The following is a 20,242-nucleotide window of genomic DNA, read 5'->3' on the forward strand; positions in this document are numbered from 1 at the left end:
TTAGCGATTCTGCCGACGGGTCATGAACGCCAGACGCTCAAGCAGCTGTACGTCCTGTTCGTTCTTCACCAGCGCGCCGTACAGCGGCGGAATGGCCTTGGTCGGATCACGATCACGCAGCACCTCAGCGCCGATCTGATCAGCCATCAGCAGCTTCAGCCAGTCGACCAGCTCCGAGGTTGAAGGCTTCTTCTTCAGGCCCGGCACCTTGCGCACGTCGAAGAAGATATCCATCGCCTCGGCGACCAGCTCCTTCTTGATCTCCGGGAAGTGCACATCAACGATCTTCTGCATGGTGACGCGATCAGGGAAAGCGATGTAATGGAAGAAGCAGCGGCGCAGGAAAGCATCCGGCAGCTCCTTCTCGTTGTTCGAGGTAATGATGATGATCGGGCGCTGCTTGGCCTTGATGGTCTCGTTGGTTTCGTAAACGAAGAACTCCATCTTGTCGAGTTCCTGCAACAGGTCGTTGGGGAACTCGATGTCGGCCTTGTCGATCTCATCAATCAGCAGGATGGCGCGCTGGTCAGACTCGAAGGCCTCCCACAGCTTGCCCTTTTTGATGTAGTTGCGGATGTCGTGAACCTTGTCTTCACCCAACTGCGAGTCACGCAGGCGGCTGACTGCGTCGTACTCGTACAGCCCCTGATGGGCCTTGGTGGTCGACTTGATGTGCCAGGTGATCAGCTTGGCGCCCAGCGACTCGGCCAACTGTTCGGCCAGCATGGTCTTGCCGGTACCCGGTTCACCTTTGACCAGCAGCGGACGCTGCAGGGTGATGGCGGCATTGACCGCCAGTTTCAAATCGTCTGTGGCGACGTAGGAAGCGGTACCTTCGAATTTCATGCAGGCTGTCCTCAATAAAACCGGTTTGCGGTTGCCTTGGGCTGGCAACTTTCAAGTAAGCCGTTGACTATATCGCGTGCATAGGCGCAGTGTGAACCGGGGTGTAGTATTCAGTCACTGAATGATCATCAGGACAAGGAATCATCCATGAGCAAGATTTACGCAGACAACTCCCAGGCCATCGGCAACACACCGCTGGTGCGCATCAACCGCTTGGCCCCCAAGGGCGTGACCATTTTGGCCAAAATCGAAGGCCGCAACCCCGCCTACTCGGTCAAATGCCGCATTGGTGCCAGCATGATCTGGGACGCTGAATCCAGCGGCCGGCTCAAGCCCGGCATGACGCTGGTCGAGCCAACCTCGGGCAACACCGGAATCGGCCTGGCTTTTGTTGCTGCGGCACGCGGCTACAAGCTGATCCTGACCATGCCGGCATCGATGAGTCTGGAGCGGCGCAAGGTGCTCAAGGCCCTGGGCGCCGAACTGGTCCTGACCGAGCCGGCCAAAGGCATGAAGGGCGCCATCGAGAAAGCCCATGAAATCGCCACCAGCAACCCCGAGCAGTATCTGCTGCTGCAACAGTTCGACAACCCGGCCAACCCGGCGATTCATGAAAAGACCACCGGCCCGGAGATCTGGCGCGATACCGATGGCGATATCGATGTACTGGTCGCAGGTGTGGGTACCGGCGGCACCATTACCGGAGTATCGCGCTATATAAAGCAGCAGTGCGGCAAACCGATCCTTTCCGTGGCGGTAGAGCCGATCAGCTCACCGGTGATCAGCCAGACCCTGGCCGGCGAAGAAGTCAAACCCAGCCCGCACAAGATACAGGGTATCGGTGCCGGCTTTGTGCCAAAGAACCTCGACATCAGCCTGGTCGATCGCGTCGAGCAGGTCAGCGATGATGAGGCCAAGGCCATGGCCATGCGTTTGATGCGCGAAGAAGGCATTCTCAGCGGCATTTCCTGCGGCGCCGCCATGGCCGCCGCGGTACGCCTGGCCGAGAAGCCCGAGTTTCAGGGCAAGACCCTGGTAGTGATCCTGCCGGATTCCGGCGAGCGCTATCTGTCCAGCATGTTGTTCACTGACCTGTTCACCGAGCAGGAAATGGTGCAGTAAGCCTCCCCTGTGGGCCGCAACAGCGGCCCGCGACCTTCGAACACTTCCACCAGCGCCCACGACTGGCTTATTCTGCCGGCAGACATTCTGCACAAGGCCCAGCCAATCATGCCCTACAGCCCAGAAACCCTGGCTCAGACCATTCTCGACAGTTTCGACGATTACCGCCGTCAGTTTCGCGACATCACCGAAGGCGCCCGGACCCGGTTTGAACAGGCTCGCTGGAACGACATCCAGGACGCCTCAACTCAACGGATCAACCTGTACGAAGAGTGCGTTCACAATACTGCCGACACCCTGCGGGCTAATGCCGAGGTCAGTGGCATCATGGACGCCGAGCGCTGGCCGGCGATCCGCCAGGCTTACATTCCGCTGATCGACCAACGCTTCGATGACGAGTTGGCTGAGACCTGGTTCAACTCGATTTTCTGCGCGCTGCATCACCATGACCAGATCAGCGACCGGACCATGTTCGTCCATAGCTCCCGCCCGCTGACCAGGCCGCCGTCACGCATCGCCCTGACCCGCGGGTTCATTTCCGATGGCTCACTGGATGCCCTGGTCCGGCAGATACAGGATGAATACGCCTTTGATGCGCCATGGGCCGACCCGGATGCGGATCGCCACATGATTGTCGAGAAGCTGCGCCAGGGGCTGCCTGACTGGGCCCAGCAGGATCGCGGTCTGACACTGGAGCTGGTGCAGTCAGTATTCTACCGCAACAAGGGCGCCTATCTGGTCGGTCGGGTCCTGAGCCAGGGCGAACAATGGCCGTTCGTACTGCCGCTGGTACACCGCGAGCATGAAGGTATTGCCGTCGACACCCTGATCACCGACGAATCCGAGGTGTCGATCATTTTCTCCTTCACGCGCTCCTACTTCATGGTCGATGCACCGGTGCCGAGCGAGATGGTCGCCTTCCTCAAGCGCCTGCTGCCGGGCAAACACATCGCCGAGCTCTATACCGCCATTGGCTTCTACAAACAGGGAAAGTCGGAGTTTTACCGCGCACTGATCGACCACCTGGCCAACAGCGACGACCGTTTCATCATGGCCCCTGGCGTGCGCGGCATGGTCATGAGCGTATTCACCCTGCCCGGCTTCAACACCGTCTTCAAGATCATCAAGGATCGCTTTGCGCCATCGAAAAATATCGATCGCGCTACTGTCATCGACAAATACCGCCTGGTGAAACGCCACGACCGGGTCGGGCGAATGGCCGACACCCAGGAATTCGCCGATTTCCGCTTCCCTCGCGAGCGCTTCGACCCCGAATGCCTGGCCGAACTGCTGGAAGTGGCGCCCAGCACGGTGGTCGAGGAAGGTGACACCATTCTGATCCGCCACTGCTGGACCGAACGGCGCATGACCCCGTTGAACATCTATCTGGAACACGCCAGTGAAAGCCAGACCCGCGAAGCCCTGTTCGATTACGGCCAGTCGATCAAGGAACTGGCAGCCGCCAACATCTTTCCCGGCGACATGCTGCTGAAAAACTTCGGTGTCACTCGCCACGGCCGTGTAGTGTTCTACGACTACGACGAGATCAGCTACCTGACCGAAGTGAACTTCAGACATATTCCCGAGCCCATGTATCCCGAGCAGGAACTGTCATCAGAGCCTTGGTATTCGGTAGGCCCCAACGACGTGTTCCCCGAAGAGTTTCCAGTCTTTCTGTTCGCCGACATTGGCCACCGCAGGCTGTTTGCTTCGATGCATGGCGACCTGTTCGACGCCGATTATTGGAAAGGCCTGCAAGCCCGGATCCAGGCCGGTCAGGTACTGGATGTCTATCCGTATCGACGCCAGCGGATGGAGGCCTGATGGGGCCTGGTAAAAAAATTTGTCGGGAAACGTGCGCTTTTACAAATCTGTCGTATACTCAAGTTCGTTTATTCGCGCATTAACGCTTGATGGGTTCTACTTGACTTGTTTGGCGATAAGGCGCAGAGTGAGCGCGTAGGTTTTCAAGAGATAGAGTTGTAGGCTGCAAGCGCACTTTTCAGTACGTATGTTCGTCATCTCGTAATCTTTGATTCCCACGCTAACTGAGCATTTGCTCTAGTTTTTCAATTTGATAGGAATTATCTGAAATGGCAACTGGTACTGTTAAGTGGTTCAACGACACCAAAGGCTTTGGCTTCATTACTCCGGATGGCGGCGGTGACGATCTGTTCGCCCACTTCTCTGAAATCAAAGTACAAGGTTTCAAGTCCCTGGCCGAGAACCAGAAGGTGTCTTTCGACATCACTACTGGTCCGAAGGGCAAGCAAGCTGCAAACATTCAGATCATCGGCTAATTGCTGAAATCTGACTGAAAAACCCGGCTCCGGCCGGGTTTTTTGTGCCCGTCTTTCAGACCGTGCACAGGCATGAAAAAACACTCGCCCTGAACTCTCTGACAGCGTACCCTATGGGCCATTGAATCCAGGGCCTGCACGACGCACCATGCCTACCTGCCGGGCCCGTTACCACGTAGTTTCCAAGGGGTTCGTACAGTGGATAGCACCGAATCGAAAAAAGCCGCCGACACGCTCAGACTGACCATCTTCCGCGCTGCCGAGGCCATCGTCAGTGAACAAGGCGCCTCGCAACTCAACTTCACCACCCTGAGCGAACGCACCAAGATCGACGAAGCCAGCCTTCAGTCGATGTTTTCCGACCGTGAAGCTCTGCTGACCGCCATGATCGAGCATCGCCTGGAGCGCTTCCGGGTCCGCTGGCGCGCCTATGAAAGCGTCCTGCCGGACGATCCCATGACCGAGCTCAAGGCTTTGCTGCTCAGCAACCTGAGCGAATCAACCGAAGAGAAGAACCTGGACTCAGCCATCCTGGCCGCCGCTGCCAGCAACCCGGCGCTGCTGCAGACAACCTCGGACGACGTTCGCGGGCTGTTTGACATCCTCGACAAGTCACCTCTGGGCCTGGCTCAGGCCAGCATTCTGTTCTTTTCGGTACGTGGCTACCGGCTGTTCGAGCAAATCGGCATCTGCCCGATGACCGACGCCCAGCGTACCGACTTCCAGGAACAGATCATGAAGCTTGCCCGTACCCTGTACGAGCAGAAGAACGAAGAATAATTCAGTCGCTGGCCGGAGCCGCCTCAGCACTCCGGCCACGCCAGTGCCGCCAGGCCAGCCGCAAGCACGCAAGACCAATCCAGGCCAGCAACGCCAAGGTCATTACCAGCGCCAACTCGCCGAGCACCCGCGCCTGGTTGTCGCCAGTATTGAGGAAGGTATCCAGCCCCCAGATGATCACCGCCGGCGCCAACCACGGCTCGCTGACATTGACCTGCGCCGGGGTAAACAGCAGAACCGCCATGATCACCCACAGCGGCTCACGGACAAACCACCAAGCCCAACGGGTCATTACCCACCATACCAGCCAACTACAGGCCGCCGCACCCAGGTAGGCGATCCAGATCAACTGATATTCAGACTCATTGAACATCGATAGGTATCCGCTTGCAGAAATGAGGTGCCTATAATAGCGGTTTTACCCTTGGAGTCCCAGACAGATGCCACCCCGCGCCCAGCGCCTCGCCGGCGAAGACCCCTACGCCTGGCTCGAACAGCGTGACGCTCCCGAGGTTCGCGCCTACCTCGAGGAAGAAAACCGCCATACTGAACAGTGGCTGAGCAGTCACCAGGACTGCCGCGAGCAACTGTTCGAGGAAATCCGCGGTCGCATCCGTGAAACCGACCTGTCCCTGCCCAGCATCTGGGGCCCCTGGCTGTATTATCAGCGCACCCAGGCCGGAGCCGAATATCCCCGCTACTTCCGATGCCCCAAACCGGCGGGCGACAGCCTGCAAATCGATGAGGTTCAAGAAAGCCTGCTGCTCGATCTGAACCAACTGGCAGGCGATGGATTTCTCCAGCTAGGCGACTTTGCCATCAGCCCCGACCACCAATGGCTAGCCTATAGCCTCGACCGTCAGGGCGACGAAATTTATCAGCTCTATCTCAAACACCTGCCCAGCGGGCAGGTCAGCAAGCTGCCGCTGGAACGAGCGGATGGCAGCCTGACCTGGGCGGCCGACAGTCAAACCCTGTTCGCCGTCAGCCTGGATGCCGCTTCCCGCCCCGCTACCCTGTGGCGCCTGAACCATGAAGCCGCACCAGTACAGGTCTATCACGAAGCCGATGAACGCTTTCTGCTGCATTGCTACCGCAGCAGCTCCGAACAATGGCTGCTGCTGGCCAGCAACAGCAAAAACACCAGTGAAGTAAGACTGCTCGATGCTCATCAACCTGATGCCACCTGGCAATTGATCGCCCCGCGTCGCAGCGGCCATGAGTACCATGTCGACCATGGCCCGGACGGCTTGCTGATTCGCAGCAACCAACCCGGCGACAACTTTGCCCTATATCAGGCCGACCCATCTACTCCTGGTTCAGAGCACTGGCAACTGCGAGTCACCATGGACAGCCAGCGCACCCTGGAAGATTTTCACGTCCAGTTGCATGGTCTGGTGCTGAGCTACCGCGACCAGGGCCTGACCCGGCTGCAGGTCTTGCCCAGCCACGGCCAGCCCTACCAGGTTGACATGCCCGACGCGGTCTATAGCCTGCATGTCCAGGGCGGCGAGGAATATCCCAGCGAGCGTATCCGGCTGCGCTATGAATCACTCAACCGCCCGGCCGAGATCCGGGCTCTGAATCTGGCCAGCAGTGAACAGCAGGTTCTGCGCAGGACCCCGGTGGAAGGCCCATTCGATCCAGCCGACTATCGGGTCGAACGGCGCTGGGCTACAAGCCCTGATGGCCAGCGCGTCCCCATCAGTCTGGTCGGCCAGCATGCCAGCTTTAACGCTCCTGCCCCGCTCTACCTGTATGGCTATGGCGCCTATGGCGCAAGCATGGACCCGTGGTTCTCCCACGCGCGCCTGTCACTACTGGAACGCGGCTGGCTGTTCGCGATTGCCCATGTGCGTGGTGGCGCCGACATGGGCGAGCACTGGTATCTGGATGGCAAGCTTGAGCACAAGGAAAACACCTTCAGGGATTTTATCGCTTGCGCTGAACAACTGCTCAGCGATGGCCTGAGCACACCTGCTCAACTGGTGATTGCCGGTGGCAGCGCCGGCGGCCTGCTGATTGGTAACGTGATCAACCAGCGTCCCGAGCTTTTCGCCGCCGCCGTCGCCGATGTGCCCTTCGTGGATGTCTGGAACACCATGAACAACCCCGACCTGCCATTGACCATCGGCGAGTACGAGGAATGGGGCGACCCGTCCGAGCCCGAGGTGGCGGCCCGCATCCGTGGCTACGCACCCTATGAACAGGTACGCGCCCAGGCCTACCCGGCCCTCTGGATCACCGCCGGCTATCATGACGTGCGCGTACAGTACTGGGAAGCCGCCAAGTGGGCAGCCAAACTGCGGCATATGAAAACCGACAATAATCCACTGCTGCTACGCACTCAAATGGATGCAGGCCATGGCGGGGCCAGCGGGCGCTACCAGGCGATCCGGGAAATCACCGAGGAGTACAGTTTCCTGCTTAGTCAGGTTCCCGTTTGAACCACAGGCGGCCCGTCAAACGGGCCGCTGTTCCGCTTCAACCTTAGGTTCACGCCGGAACCCACGCTGCTCCAGCACCATGTAGAACACCGGCACGAAAATCAGCGCCAGGGTGCTGGCCGCCAACATGCCGCCCACCACCACGGTACCAATTTCCTGGCGGCTCACTGCTCCTGCGCCAGTACTGAAGGCCAGTGGCAGGCTACCGATGATGAAGGTCAGCGCGGTCATCATGATCGCCCGGAAGCGCTGCTGGGCAGCGGTCAACGCCGCATCGAACGGGGTCATGCCCTGTTTGCGGTTCTGCGCTGCAAATTCGACGATCAAAATAGCGTTCTTGGCCGCCAAGCCAATCAGTACCAGCAGCCCAACCTGGAAATAGATGTCATTGGGGAAACCGCGCAACATCGAGGCAACGATGGCGCCGAATACCCCGAATGGGATCGCCGTAGCCACAGCCAGGGGCAAGCTCCAGCGCTCATACTGGGCTGCCAGGATCAGGAACACCATAACAATGCCAAGCCCAAAGGCGATCGCTCCGGAGGATGCGGCTTCCAGCAACTGATAGGCCTCACCGGTCCAACCAAGCAAGCCCTGCTCGCTCAGCGCCTCATTGCCAAGCTCCTGCATCGCGGCCAGCGCTGAGGCGGTGTTGTAGCCGGGCGCAGGATCAGCCGTGAGTTTGGCTGCCGGATATAGATTAAAGCGGCTGACGCTGTCGATACCCTGGGTACGCTCGAGATTGACCACGCTATTGAGTGGTACCAGCTCTCCGCTGCCCGAACGCACAAACACCTTGCGCAGGTCGTCCGGGTGACTGCGAAACTCGCCTTCGGACTGCAGATTTACCTGCCAGTTGCGGCCCTGCAGAGTGAAGTCGTTGACGTACAGGGCGCCAAAGGTACTGCGCATGGTGGTGAAAATGTCGTTGATCGAGACATCCATGGCCTTGGCCTTGTCCCAATCGACCACCGCATTGTAACGCGGTACGCCAACATCTACGGCAATCCGGACATTGGCCAGCTCCGGGCGCTGCCGGGCCGCAGCCAGCAAGCGGTCAGCTTCTGCCTTGAGCCGGACCGGATCGCTATCGCCACGCAGTTGCAGATAACCTTCAACACCGCCGGTCAGCGACAGGCCGTTGATCGGTGGCGGTACAAAGGCAAACACGTTAGCCTCCTGGATCGCCATACCAAGGCCCGTGATACGCCGGGCAATGCCCTGAGCACTCTGCTCCGGGCGGGTTCGTTCCGACCAGTCATTGAGTGACACAAAGGCCACGCCCATATTGGTTCGCAAGCCACGATTGAGGATGTCGAACCCGGCGAAAGCGGTCATGCCACGAACCTCATCCATGGCTATCACCTTGCGGCTCAATTCATCACGCACGACTTCAGTACGAGCCAGGGCTGAGACCGGAGGCAACTGGTAAACGGTCAGCAGTGAGCCCTGATCTTCCTGAGGAACCAGACCGCTCCCCATGCGTCCCAGCAGAAAGAGCGTGGTGCCGATCAGCACGATGAACAGCAGCAAGCTGATCAGTACATGCCGTAGCATCCAGCCGACCACCCCGGTAAAGCTGTTGGTCAGCCAGTCAAATCCGTTATTGAACCAGGCAAAGGCCGGTGACGGCTCGGTTTCAGCCCGGTCGAGCAGCAGCGCACACATGGCCGGCGTCAAGGTCAGCGCCACTATCCCGGAAATGGCCACCGATACTGCAATGGTCACCGCAAACTGACGATACAACTCACCACTCAGGCCACCCAGGAAGGCCACTGGTGCGAATACCGCCACCAGCACCAGGGTCGAGCCCAGTACCGCGCCAGCCACCTGCTTCATGGTCTTGCTGGCGGCCTGATAACTGGAAAGCCCCTCCTCCTTGATCAGCCGCTCGGCGTTCTCCATCACGATGATGGCGTTGTCCACCACCACACCGATAGCCAGAATCAGACCGAACAGGGTCAGCAGATTGATCGAAAACCCCAACACCGCCATACCGGCAAAGGTGCCGACCAGCGATACCGGGATCGCTACCAGTGGAATCAGCGTGGCCTTCATGTGTTGCAGGAAGAGAAAGGTCACCAGCACCACCAGCGCCAACGCCTGGATCAGCGTAATGATCACCTCACGAATCGAGACTTCAATGAACAGCGTGGTGTCATAGGGGATGTCGTAGACCAGATCACCCGGAAAACGCTGGGACATGTCGGCCATGGCCGCATGCACAGCGCTGGCGGTATCCAGGGCATTGGCTCCAGGCTGCAGGTAGATGCCGATCGGTACCGCAGCCTTGGCGTTGTAGTTGGCAGTAAAGTCGTAGCTCTGGGCACCCAGTTCCGCCCGGGCAACGTCACCCAGACGCAATGTCCGCCCTTCGGCATCGCTGCGCAGAATAATCCGCTCGAAATCTTCCGGGGTCACCATCCGCCCCGGAGTGCTGACGCTGTAGGTAAACGCCTGACCTGGTGGGGACGGCTCGGCGCCGATGCGCCCGGCCGCGAACTGGGCATTCTGTTCGCGCAGGGCGGCGGCCACGTCACTGGGAGTCAGGTTGTATTCGGCCAGCTTGTCGGGGCGCAGCCAGATCCGCATCGAGTAGTCCTGGGCACCAAACAGCGCAGCATTGCCGACCCCCGGCAGCCGCACCAGCTCATCGATCACATTGAGCAAGGCAAAGTTGCCGATATCCAGGGTGTCGATCTGGTCGTTCTCCGACGACAGCGTAATTACCTGCAGAATCGAGGTCGAACGGGCCTGAACCTGCACCCCAAGATCCCGCACCTCCTGCGGCAGTCTGGCGGTGGCACGCTGCACCCGGTTGTTGACGTCAATGGTCGCCTGATCTGGGTCCGTGCCGATGCGGAAATAAATCGTCAGCTGCATGGCTCCGGAGTCGCCGCTGAAGGACTCCATATAGAGCATGTCATCGACCCCGTTGATAGCCTGCTCCAACGGAGCTGCCACAGTATCGGCAATTACCTGGGCACTGGCGCCAGGGTAGTTGGCCTGTACCACCACCTGTGGCGGTACCACGTTGGGGTACTGCTCAACCGGCAACTGGGTTAGGGAAGAAACACCGGCAATCAGGATCAATACCGACAGAACCGTGGAAAAGATCGGCCGATCAATGAAGAATTGCAGCATCAGCCCTCTCCCTGGCCAGCCAACCGCACCTGCATACCCGGTTGCAGGCCAACATGGCCGTTGACAACCACCCGCTCGCCGGCTTCAAGACCGGCACTGATGATCTGCCGGTCACCGATCACCGGCCCCAATCGTACAGCCCGACGCTCGACCTTCAGCTCCTGATCGACGACAAACACCGACGGCCCCTCGGGGCTGGCCCCCAGAGCATCGGCAGGAATCAGGATTTCATCACTGAATGTACTGAGCACTACCCGGACCCGGACGAATTGACCTGGGATCAGCTGCAGTTGGGGGTTGTCGAAGACCGCCCGCAAGGTAATGGTCCCGGTTGCCGGGTCAATCCGGTTTGAAGTGAAATCCACTCGCCCGCTCAGGCTGTAGTCAGAGCCGTCGGGTAACTCCAGCGCAACCTGCTGCCCGCGGCCATTGCCATCCAGGCCGGCGGCCCGCTGGATGGCCAGATCTCGCTCCGGTAACGCAAAAATCACATGCACCGGATCCTGTTGCACCAGCGTGGTCATCAGGCTGCCCAGCTCAATCAGGCTGCCCTCGGGCTGCACCTCCAGGCTGGTTGCCCCGGACACCGGAGCTCGTACTTCGGTATAGGACAGATTCAGTTCCGCCTCATCGAGCCGGGCTTCGGCCTGGGCCATACCTGCTTCAGCGAAATCCAGTTGGGAGCGAGCCCGATCGCGCTCACTGGTGCTGATCACCCCGCGCCCAAACAACTGCTCAGCCCGCGCCCAGTCACGCTGGGCCTGCAAGAGTTCGGCCCGTGCATTGGCCTGGGCGGCCTGAGCCTGTTTGACCTGTAACTGCATCGGAGCCGGGTCGATACGAAACAGCAGATCCCCCTGTTCGACCCGTTCCCCCTCCTGATAGGCCCGCTCAAGCAGAATACCGGATACCCGGGCACGCACTTCAACTTCACGCGCACCACGCACCCTGGCGGGATACTCCTGAACCAGCTCGGCGCTATCCGGGCTGACGGCCTTCACGGTCACCACTGGCGCCGGACGTGACATGCTGGCGTTATTGCCTTCACCGGATGAACAGCCCTGCACCAGCACACCCAGAATAGCCAGCCCGACAGCAGCCAGTAAATGGGGCAAAGTTCGTGTTGTCATACGGGGATTCCATGTCCTTGTTATAAATGGCCAAGCAGGCCGGACAGCCAAGGGCCGCAGCGAAATACCTCTGATTAGAAGTCAGGAACGGCAACAGCCTCAAGCGATACAACAAATACAGACTGTTGCACTGAGAGAACAGTTGGTTTCAGGCAGAAAAAACCCGCGCCCTGTACCGAGCGCGGGTTTCGGGGACAACCGCTTAGAAGCGGCTGGAGACGTCGTCGAAGGTCGCCTCGATAGTCTTGGACGGTGCCGGAGTCAGCAGGGTAACCACCACGATGGCGATGGTCGCCAGGATGAAGCCCGGAATGATTTCATACAGCCCAATAGTGTCGATCTGTTTGTAAATCACTACGGTCAGACCACCAACAATGATGCCGGCCAGAGCGCCGTTGCGGTTCATGCGCTTCCAGAACAGCGACAGGATAATGGCCGGGCCGAAGGCCGCACCGAAACCAGCCCAGGCGTAGGACACCAGGCCCAACACGGTGCTTTCCGGATTGAAGGCGAAGATCAAGGCCAACAAGGCAATGCCCACTACCGCAAAACGGCCCACCCAGACCAGCTCAGTCTGGGTCGCGTCACGACGGAACAACGCCTTGTAGAAGTCTTCAGCCAGGGCCGAGGACGACACCAGCAATTGCGAGTCAGCGGTCGACATGATCGCCGCCAGTACTGCGGCCAGCAGGATACCGGCTACCAGCGGATGCATCAGCGCCTGCACCAGAGCAAGGAACACCGTTTCCGCATCACCGAGGCCAGCGTCGCCAAAGTAGCCAATCCCAATCCAGCCGATGAACAGAGCGGCCAACAGGCACACGGCGGTCCAGAGGACTGCGATACGGCGGGCGGTCGGCAGCGCTGCATCGCTCTGTACAGCCTTGAAGCGAGCCAGAACGTGCGGCTGGCCAAAGTAGCCCAGCCCCCAACCCAGCAGCGAGATGATCGCCACAAAGCCCAGTGCGTTACCGTCAACATCTGTGAAGAAGGTCAGCAGATTGGGATTCTTGGCTTCCATCGCCGCATGCGCGACTTCCCAGCCACCCATGGTGTTGAGCGCCATGATCGGCACAATCACCAGCGCGGCGGCCATCAGCAGGCCTTGAATCACGTCGGTCCAGGAGACCGCCAGGAAGCCGCCGAAGAAGGTGTAGGAAATGATCGCCAGGGTGCCGACGATAACCGCGATCTCGTAGCCGAAACCGAACGTGCTTTCGAACAGCTTGCCCGCTGCCACCAGACCAGAGCTGGTATAGAACAGGAAGAAAAGTAGAATGAACACCGCTGCGATCACCCGCAGCAGGCGGGTGTTATCTTCAAAGCGGAATTCGAAGTATGCCGGCAAGGTCAGCGAATCATTGACCGCATGCGAATACACCCGCAGTCGCCGGGCCACGATCAGCCAGTTCAGCCAGGTACCGGCCAACAGGCCAATGGCGATCCAGCTCGCCTCGTAACCGGCAGCCAGCGCGTAACCAGGCAAGCCCAGCAACAGCCAGCCACTCATATCCGATGCGCCAGCCGACAGCGCCGCAGTGCCCGGCCCCAGAGAGCGACCGCCCAGGATATAGTCGGACAGGTTGGTAGTTCGTTTGTAGGCGATGTAGCCGAGGGCCAACATCACCCCGATATACACCACGAAGGTTGCACTCACAATGCCAGTGTTACCAGTCATGTTGTTTTTCTCTCTTAGTTGATCGAACAGTCCCTGTCCTGTTGATTATTAATGGGAAGAGTCCCCTGCTCCAAATACAACCGGCGCCCAAGGGCGCCGGTTAACAACTCAAGGTTCGCCATCACCCAGCGACAGCAGGCTGGCGTTGCCGCCTACCGCAGTGGTGTTGATGGTCCGCGTACGCTCAGTCACAAAACGCAGCAGATAGTGCGGGCCACCCGCCTTTGGACCCGTCCCGGACAGGCCCTGGCCACCGAAGGGCTGTACCCCGACCACCGCGCCGATCTGGTTACGGTTGATGTAGACATTGCCAATCCGCACCCGGCTATCGATATGCTGGGCGGTTTCCTCGTTGCGGCTATGGATCCCGAGGGTCAGACCGAAACCGGTAGCATTGATATCATCAATGACCTGGTCAAGCGTATCGTTGCGCCAGGTGATCACATGCAAGATCGGACCAAAATTCTCGCGATTCAGCTCGCCGATCCGGTTCAGACGGAAGGCTACCGGTGCCACGAAGTGGCCATCCAGCCCGTCGGGCATTGGCGTCTGCGCAATAAGGCGACCTTCGGCCTTGAGTTTTTCAACATGCCTGAGCAATCCTTCACGGGCTTCGGCGTCGATTACCGGCCCAAGATCGGTATCGCGGTTGGCCGGATCGCCGATATGCAGCTCAGCCATCGCCCCTTTCAGCAGTTCGATCACCCGTTCGGCGATATCTTCCTGGACATACAACACCCGTAGGGCTGAGCAGCGTTGACCGGCGCTGGTAAAGGCCGAGTGAACCACATCCTTGACCACCTGCTCAGGCAATGCCGTCGAGTCAACCAGCATGGCGTTCTGGCCGCCGGTCTCGGCAACCATGGGCGCAATCGCACCATCGCGGGCAGCCAGAGCACGGTTAATGATGTGCGCGGTCTGGGTCGAGCCGGTGAAGGCCACGCCAGCAATACGCGGATCAGCCGTAATCACGCTACCCACCTGGGCACCATCGCCCGGCAACAGCGCCAGCACCTGCGGCGGCAGACCGGCTTCGAGCATCAGTTCGATACAGCGTACCGCCACCAGGCTGGTCTGCTCGGCCGGTTTGGCCACTACGGTATTGCCACACACCAGCGCAGCCGCAACCTGACCCAGGAAAATCGCCAGCGGGAAGTTCCACGGGCTGATGCAGGCAAATACCCCACGGCCCTGCAAATACAGCTCGTTGCTTTCACCGGTCGGCCCCGGCAGCGTGATGGTAGCGAAGCGCGCGCGGGCCTGCAGCGCGTAATAGCGGCAGAAGTCCACTGCCTCGCGTACTTCGTCGATACCGTCCTGCAGACTCTTGCCCGCTTCACGGGTACACAGCGCCATCAGCTCGGCCATGTTTTGCTCAAGCAGATCGGCAGTGCGCTCAAGCACCGTGGCACGCTGGTCCACCGGTGTTGCGTTCCAGGCCGGGAAAGCGGCGGCCAACTGATCGATCGCTCCACGGGTCTGCTCGGCAGTGGCCCAGACAACCTCGCCGACCAGATGCGACAACTGATAAGGGCACTGTACCGGTCGGGCCTCACCGCTCAGGCGCTGGCCATTGACAATCGGTGCACCGCTCCAACGCTGGGCGAGGAACTTGTCGAGGTCTTCTTTGAGAGGGAGCCACTGGGTCATTACATTCATATTGATACCACGTGAGTTGCGACGGTCCGCCCCATAGATCATCGGCGGCAAGGGAATACGCGGGTTGGCCAGGCTCGCATGCCTGCGCAGGGCCACAGCCGGATGCTCGATCAGTGAATCCACCGGGACCCTGGGATCAACCAGCTTGTGCACAAACGAGGAGTTGGCACCGTTCTCCAGCAGCCGGCGTACCAGATAGGGCAACAGATCCTTGTGCGCGCCTACCGGGGCATAGATCCGTACAGTGCAGCCATGCTGCTCGATAAGAGTGTCGTACAGGGCATCGCCCATGCCATGCAGGCGCTGGAATTCATAGTCACGCTGGCCAGCCATGGCCAGGATGCAGGTGACTGTATGAGCATTGTGACTGGCGAATTGCGGATAGATCAGCCCGTCGGTCAACGGGCTAAGCAGGTAGCGAGCACAAGCCAGGTAGGACACATCGGTGGCTTCCTTGCGGGTAAAGACCGGGTAACCGCCAAGCCCGCCCTGCTGGCACAGCTTGATTTCGGAGTCCCAGTAGGCGCCCTTGACCAAGCGCACCGGAATCCGGTCACCCTGCTGTCTGGCCAGCAGAGTCAACCAGCACAGCACCGGCAACGCCCGCTTGGAATAGGCCTGCACCACCAAACCGAAGTTACCCCACCCCTTGACGTCCGGGTGGTTGTAGAGCTTGGCGAACAGCTTTAGCGAAAGCTCCAGGCGATCAGCCTCCTCGGCATCGATGGTGATCCCGACATCGCCCTTGCGCGCCTGACGCACCAGCTCCAGTACAGTTTCGCTCAGCTCTGCCAGCACCTGGGCTTCACGTGCCGGTTCGTAGTGCGGGTGCAAGGCCGACAGCTTGATCGAGATGGTTGGTTTGGGGCTCTTGCCCTGATAGTTGTCGGCCACCAGCGCGCCGATAGCGTCACTGTAGTCCTTGAAATACTTGGCGGCATCGGCACGGGTCAGAGCCGCTTCACCAAGCATGTCGAACGAATAGGTATAACCGGCATCGCGCTGCGGCTTGCCGTTCTTCAAGGCTTCCTTGATGGTACGCCCGAGCACGAACTGGCGACCCATGATTTTCATTGCCTGCATCATCGCCGCGCGAATCACCGGCTCACCGCTACGCTTGATCAACCGCCCGAGGATAGTTCCCGGGGTACCGTCTTCGCGCTTATCCAGATTGACCACCTTGCCGGTCATCACCAGGCCCCAGGCAGCGGCGTTGACCAGCGTGTGTTCGCTCTGGCCGACGTGTTTATCCCACTGCGCGGCATTGAGCTTGTCGCGAATCAGAGCATCGGCGGTTTCGCTGTCCGGCACCCGCAACAGGGCTTCGGCCAGGCACATCAACATGATCCCTTCCTGGGTGTCGAGGCTGTACTGCTGTAACAGCGCATCAATGCTATCGACGGCGTTGTCACGCTTGCGGACGCTTTCGATCAGACCCCGGGCACGCTGCGACAGGGCAGCATGATCCTCTGGCTCAGCCAGGGTCAGCAACTCTTTGAGGTACTCGCCCTCGTCGACTGCATAATTGTCACTGAGGACCTTGAGGAATTCATCAGGTTGGCTGGTCAGGAAGGCACCTTCCAGCACGGCACTGGCTTTGAACATAGGACTCGCTCCACAGATTCCCAACCACATGCTGGCAGACATGGCTGGTGCACAGAACACGTCTTTCTACTAACCCTAGACCAAGGTCAGACGTTTGACGTAATACATTGTTTTGGGCCGACACCGTCAGGCGGGGGACAGGCCAGATGGGAATGTAGAAGCGAGGCGGGTGAAAATCTTGTCAAAAACTGGGGGATTTTTGCAAAAAACTCTGAGATAGCACTCAGAGTGGGCTCGACAGGCGCAATTTGCGTGGTGTCAACCCGGTATGCCGGCGAATCGCATGGGTCATGGCGCTCTGGCTGGAAAAGCCGCAACGACTGGCAATTTCGGCTACCGGTAGCGAGGACTCGCGCAACAACCTGCCCGCTTCATCCAGCCGCACATTGAGTACGAACTGATGCGGCGTCAGACCGCTGACCTGCTTGAACAGTGCGAAGAAATGGCTGCTGCTGACACAGGCACATGCCGCAAGCTCAGCAACACTGACCGGTCGATCCAGGCGTTCACGGACATAACGTTCGATACGCTCCAGATCGATGACCGAGGCCGAGCGCAATGGAATAGGCGTAGAAAACAGCCGGTCATGCAGGCTATGCAACAGGATGCCGCCCAGATGCCAGGCCATCGGCGAATCACTGGCATCCGGACCACCAAGCGCCTGGGCAGCGAAGTCCAGCAAACTCTGCATGCGCTGATCCAGACGCACGAAACGTGGCTTATCGAACAGCCGAGCCAACTGCTCTTCCTCTACGCCGCCAGGGCCTGGGCCCTCGGTCAGCAGGTCGAGAATCAGCATGTGGTTGTTGCCCCGGCCGGAAAACGCATGCATCTCATGCCCCGGTACCAGGCATGCGTGCAGCCGGTTAACCGCACCACCCTGCCCCATGACCTCAAAATCGGCACAACCATCCAGCCCGACGATCAATTGATGTTGAGCATGGGCATGGGTAGCACTTTGCACCGGCAAGTCGAGAATGCGGGTCTTGATCATGATGGCTGTGAGTTGAAGTGAAATTCCATCTTAGTCCTAGAACCGCCCCGCCTCAACCATTGAAATCCCTGACCGCTACCTCCACCTATTCGGTAAGGTTCATGTCACACAGGGTGTAATCAATGAGCGACCAGGAAGACTTTCAGGCGGATGTAATCGAGCAGGATGAAACCACTGACGACCAGCCGGGGACTGGGCTGGTGTTGCCGGACCAGCGCTTGCCCGAGCGCCTGTACCTGATACCGATCAACAACCGCCCCTTCTTTCCCGCCCAGGTAATGCCGGTTGTTGTCAATGAGGCGCCTTGGGCGGAAACCCTCGAACGGGTGGCCAACACTCCACACCAGAGTCTGTCGCTATTCTTTATAGACAGCCCCGGCACCGACCCGGAACAATTCAGCCCTGAACAGCTGTCACTGACAGGCTGCGCGGTGAAGGTACATCACGCCAGCCGTGGCGACGGCAAGATGCAGTTCATCGCCCAAGGTCTGACCCGAGTGCGGATTACCCAATGGCTAAGCCGCAAGCCGCCCTATCTGGTAGAGGTCGAATACCCACAAGCCCCGGCGGACGAGCGCAACGAGGTGCGTGCCTACGCGATGGCCCTGATCAATGCGATCAAGGAACTGCTGCCGCTCAACCCGCTATACAGCGAAGAGCTCAAGCACTATCTCAACCGCTTCAACCCCAACGAGCCCTCACCGCTGGCCGACTTCGCCGCCGCACTGACCACGGCCAAAGGGCCGGAGCTGCAGGACGTACTCGATACCGTACCCGTTCTGCGCCGTATGGAAAAGGTACTGGTGCTATTGAAGAAAGAAATCGACGTAGCCCGTTTGCAGGGCGAAATCAGCGCCGAGGTCAACCGCACCATCAGCGAACATCAACGCAAGTTCTTTCTCAAGGAACAGCTCAAGATCATTCAGAAAGAGCTGGGCTTGTCCAAAGACGACCGCACCGCCGATATCGAGCAGTTTCAGGAGCGCCTTCAGGGCAAAATCCTGCCCGAAGCCGCCAGCCGCCGAATTGAGGAAGAGCTGAACAAGCTTTCGGTCCTGGAAACCGGCTCGCCTGAATACGCGGTAACCCGCAATTACCTGGACTGGGCCACCGCCATGCCCTGGGGCCTTGAGCACCAGGACCGCATCGATATAAAACAGGCCCGCAAGCTGCTGGACCGTGACCATGACGGCCTGGAGGATGTGAAACAGCGGATTCTGGAGTTTCTCGCCATCGGCAGCTTCAAGGGCTCTGTAAGCGGCTCAATCATCCTGCTGGTCGGTCCGCCCGGGGTCGGCAAGACCAGTATTGGCCGCTCGATCGCCGAAAGCCTGGGCCGTCCGTTCTATCGCTTCAGCGTCGGCGGCATGCGCGACGAGGCCGAGATCAAGGGGCATCGACGCACTTATATCGGAGCCATGCCCGGCAAGTTCGTCCAGGCGCTCAAGGAGGTCGAGGTGATGAACCCGGTGATCATGCTCGACGAGATCGACAAGCTTGGCGCCAGTCATCAGGGCGACCCGGCCTCAGCCCTGCTCGAAACCCTCGACCCAGAGCAGAACAGTCAGTTTCTCGATCACTATCTGGATCTGCGTCTGGACCTGTCTAAGGTGCTGTTCGTCTGCACTGCCAATACCCTGGACAGCATTCCCGGCCCGCTCCTCGACCGTATGGATGTGATCCGCCTGTCCGGCTACATCACGGAGGAAAAACTGGAGATCGCCAAACACCACTTGTGGCCAAAACAACTGACCAAAGCCGGGCTACGCAAGAGTCAGTTACGTATTACCGACAAGGCCCTGCGCCAGGTGATTGAAAGTTATGCCCGCGAGGCCGGGGTGCGCAACCTGGACAAACAGTTGGGCAAGTTGGTGCGTAAATCGGTCATGCGTCTACTGGAACACCCGGATGACAAGCTCAGTATCAAACCCGACGATCTGGCGAACTTGCTCGGCACCCCGGCCTTTCGCAAGGAAAAGAAACTCAAGGGGGTTGGCATCATCACCGGGCTGGCCTGGACCGCCATGGGTGGAGCCACCCTGCCGGTCGAGGCTAACCGCATTCACACCCTGAACCGGGGATTCAAGCTGACCGGGCAACTGGGTGAGGTGATGAAGGAGTCAGCGGAAATTGCCTACAGTTACCTGTGCGCCAACCTCAAAAGCTACCAGGCCGACAAGAGTTTCTTTGACGAGGCCTTCGTGCATTTGCATGTGCCTGAAGGAGCAACACCCAAGGACGGCCCCAGCGCCGGCATCACCATTGCCAGCGCACTGCTGTCCCTGGCACGTAATCAGTCGCCGCGCAGCGGCCTGGCAATGACCGGCGAGATCACCCTGACCGGACATGTGTTGCCGGTAGGCGGCATCCGCGAGAAAGTGATTGCTGCACGCCGCCAGTCAATCCATGAGCTGATACTGCCCGAGGCCAATCGCGGCGATTACGAGGAGCTACCTGAATACCTGCGAGACAACATGACGGTGCATTTTGCCGGCCATTTCAAGGACGTGGCCAAACGCCTGTTTGACTGAGGCTGT

13 protein-coding genes are annotated in these 20,242 nt (G+C 59.4%); 6 read left to right on the forward strand and 7 right to left on the reverse strand.

The window, feature by feature from the left end; genetic code table 11:
* Positions 1–846 carry an AAA family ATPase gene (locus tag BVH74_RS14545; RefSeq protein WP_080050790.1) on the reverse strand — a complete coding sequence of 282 codons (846 nt, stop codon included), beginning with the start codon at positions 844–846 and terminating at the stop codon, positions 1–3.
* 147 nt (positions 847–993) lie between these two features.
* On the opposite strand from BVH74_RS14545, the gene cysK reads away from it, so the two are divergent.
* The 4 genes from cysK to BVH74_RS14565 all read left to right on the forward strand — a co-directional run bounded on the left by cysK (position 994) and on the right by BVH74_RS14565 (position 5,048).
* Positions 994–1,968, forward strand: coding sequence for a cysteine synthase A (gene cysK, locus BVH74_RS14550; RefSeq protein WP_080050791.1), 975 nt, complete (start codon positions 994–996; stop codon positions 1,966–1,968).
* Positions 1,969–2,076: 108 nt separating this feature from the next.
* On the forward strand, positions 2,077–3,792 hold the full coding sequence (gene aceK / locus BVH74_RS14555) for a bifunctional isocitrate dehydrogenase kinase/phosphatase (protein ID WP_080051745.1): 1,716 nt from the start codon (positions 2,077–2,079) through the stop codon (positions 3,790–3,792).
* Between the two features lie 269 nt (positions 3,793–4,061).
* On the forward strand, positions 4,062–4,268 hold the full coding sequence (locus BVH74_RS14560; RefSeq protein WP_036989629.1) for a cold-shock protein: 207 nt from the start codon (positions 4,062–4,064) through the stop codon (positions 4,266–4,268).
* A 198-nt stretch (positions 4,269–4,466) separates the two neighbouring features.
* Positions 4,467–5,048, forward strand: coding sequence for a TetR/AcrR family transcriptional regulator (locus BVH74_RS14565; RefSeq protein ID WP_080050792.1), 582 nt, complete (start codon positions 4,467–4,469; stop codon positions 5,046–5,048).
* 1 nt (position 5,049) lies between these two features.
* On the opposite strand, the gene BVH74_RS14570 is transcribed toward BVH74_RS14565, so the two are convergent.
* Entirely contained in the window at positions 5,050–5,421 is a 372-nt protein-coding gene (locus BVH74_RS14570; RefSeq protein ID WP_080050793.1) for a hypothetical protein, read from the reverse strand.
* 67 nt (positions 5,422–5,488) lie between these two features.
* Here BVH74_RS14570 and BVH74_RS14575 point away from each other — a divergent pair, with 67 nt between their 5' ends.
* Positions 5,489–7,495 (forward strand): S9 family peptidase, encoded by a 2,007-nt coding sequence (locus tag BVH74_RS14575; protein WP_080050794.1) that lies wholly within the window; start codon positions 5,489–5,491, stop codon positions 7,493–7,495.
* Positions 7,496–7,510: 15 nt separating this feature from the next.
* On the opposite strand, the gene BVH74_RS14580 is transcribed toward BVH74_RS14575, so the two are convergent.
* The 5 genes from BVH74_RS14580 to BVH74_RS14600 all read right to left on the reverse strand — a co-directional run bounded on the left by BVH74_RS14580 (position 7,511) and on the right by BVH74_RS14600 (position 17,705).
* On the reverse strand, positions 7,511–10,639 hold the full coding sequence (locus BVH74_RS14580; RefSeq protein WP_080050795.1) for an efflux RND transporter permease subunit: 3,129 nt from the start codon (positions 10,637–10,639) through the stop codon (positions 7,511–7,513).
* On the reverse strand, positions 10,639–11,769 hold the full coding sequence (locus BVH74_RS14585) for an efflux RND transporter periplasmic adaptor subunit (RefSeq protein ID WP_080050796.1): 1,131 nt from the start codon (positions 11,767–11,769) through the stop codon (positions 10,639–10,641). Before BVH74_RS14585 ends, BVH74_RS14580 begins: the two co-directional genes overlap by 1 nt.
* Positions 11,770–11,971: 202 nt before the next feature.
* Positions 11,972–13,447, reverse strand: coding sequence for a sodium/proline symporter PutP (gene putP, locus BVH74_RS14590; protein ID WP_080050797.1), 1,476 nt, complete (start codon positions 13,445–13,447; stop codon positions 11,972–11,974).
* Positions 13,448–13,555: 108 nt separating this feature from the next.
* On the reverse strand, positions 13,556–16,711 hold the full coding sequence (gene putA / locus BVH74_RS14595; RefSeq protein ID WP_080050798.1) for a bifunctional proline dehydrogenase/L-glutamate gamma-semialdehyde dehydrogenase PutA: 3,156 nt from the start codon (positions 16,709–16,711) through the stop codon (positions 13,556–13,558).
* Between the two features lie 223 nt (positions 16,712–16,934).
* Positions 16,935–17,705, reverse strand: coding sequence for an AraC family transcriptional regulator (locus BVH74_RS14600; RefSeq protein WP_080050799.1), 771 nt, complete (start codon positions 17,703–17,705; stop codon positions 16,935–16,937).
* 122 nt (positions 17,706–17,827) lie between these two features.
* On the opposite strand from BVH74_RS14600, the gene lon reads away from it, so the two are divergent.
* Positions 17,828–20,236: an endopeptidase La gene (gene lon / locus BVH74_RS14605; protein ID WP_080050800.1), complete on the forward strand. Its 2,409-nt coding sequence runs from the start codon at positions 17,828–17,830 to the stop codon at positions 20,234–20,236.
* Positions 20,237–20,242: the final 6 nt, after the last annotated feature.

Origin of the sequence: Halopseudomonas phragmitis, from assembly GCF_002056295.1 — a bacterium.
Taxonomy (GTDB): domain Bacteria; phylum Pseudomonadota; class Gammaproteobacteria; order Pseudomonadales; family Pseudomonadaceae; genus Halopseudomonas; species Halopseudomonas phragmitis.

Coding starts and splice junctions, on each gene's coding strand:
- BVH74_RS14545 (WP_080050790.1), bottom strand. CDS start 846: ATGAAATTCGAAGGTACCGCTTCCTACGTCGCCACAGACGATTTGAAA.
- cysK (WP_080050791.1), top strand. CDS start 994: ATGAGCAAGATTTACGCAGACAACTCCCAGGCCATCGGCAACACACCG.
- aceK (WP_080051745.1), top strand. CDS start 2,077: ATGCCCTACAGCCCAGAAACCCTGGCTCAGACCATTCTCGACAGTTTC.
- BVH74_RS14560 (WP_036989629.1), top strand. CDS start 4,062: ATGGCAACTGGTACTGTTAAGTGGTTCAACGACACCAAAGGCTTTGGC.
- BVH74_RS14570 (WP_080050793.1), bottom strand. CDS start 5,421: ATGTTCAATGAGTCTGAATATCAGTTGATCTGGATCGCCTACCTGGGT.
- BVH74_RS14575 (WP_080050794.1), top strand. CDS start 5,489: ATGCCACCCCGCGCCCAGCGCCTCGCCGGCGAAGACCCCTACGCCTGG.
- BVH74_RS14580 (WP_080050795.1), bottom strand. CDS start 10,639: ATGCTGCAATTCTTCATTGATCGGCCGATCTTTTCCACGGTTCTGTCG.
- BVH74_RS14585 (WP_080050796.1), bottom strand. CDS start 11,769: ATGACAACACGAACTTTGCCCCATTTACTGGCTGCTGTCGGGCTGGCT.
- putP (WP_080050797.1), bottom strand. CDS start 13,447: ATGACTGGTAACACTGGCATTGTGAGTGCAACCTTCGTGGTGTATATC.
- putA (WP_080050798.1), bottom strand. CDS start 16,711: ATGTTCAAAGCCAGTGCCGTGCTGGAAGGTGCCTTCCTGACCAGCCAA.
- BVH74_RS14600 (WP_080050799.1), bottom strand. CDS start 17,705: ATGATCAAGACCCGCATTCTCGACTTGCCGGTGCAAAGTGCTACCCAT.
- lon (WP_080050800.1), top strand. CDS start 17,828: ATGAGCGACCAGGAAGACTTTCAGGCGGATGTAATCGAGCAGGATGAA.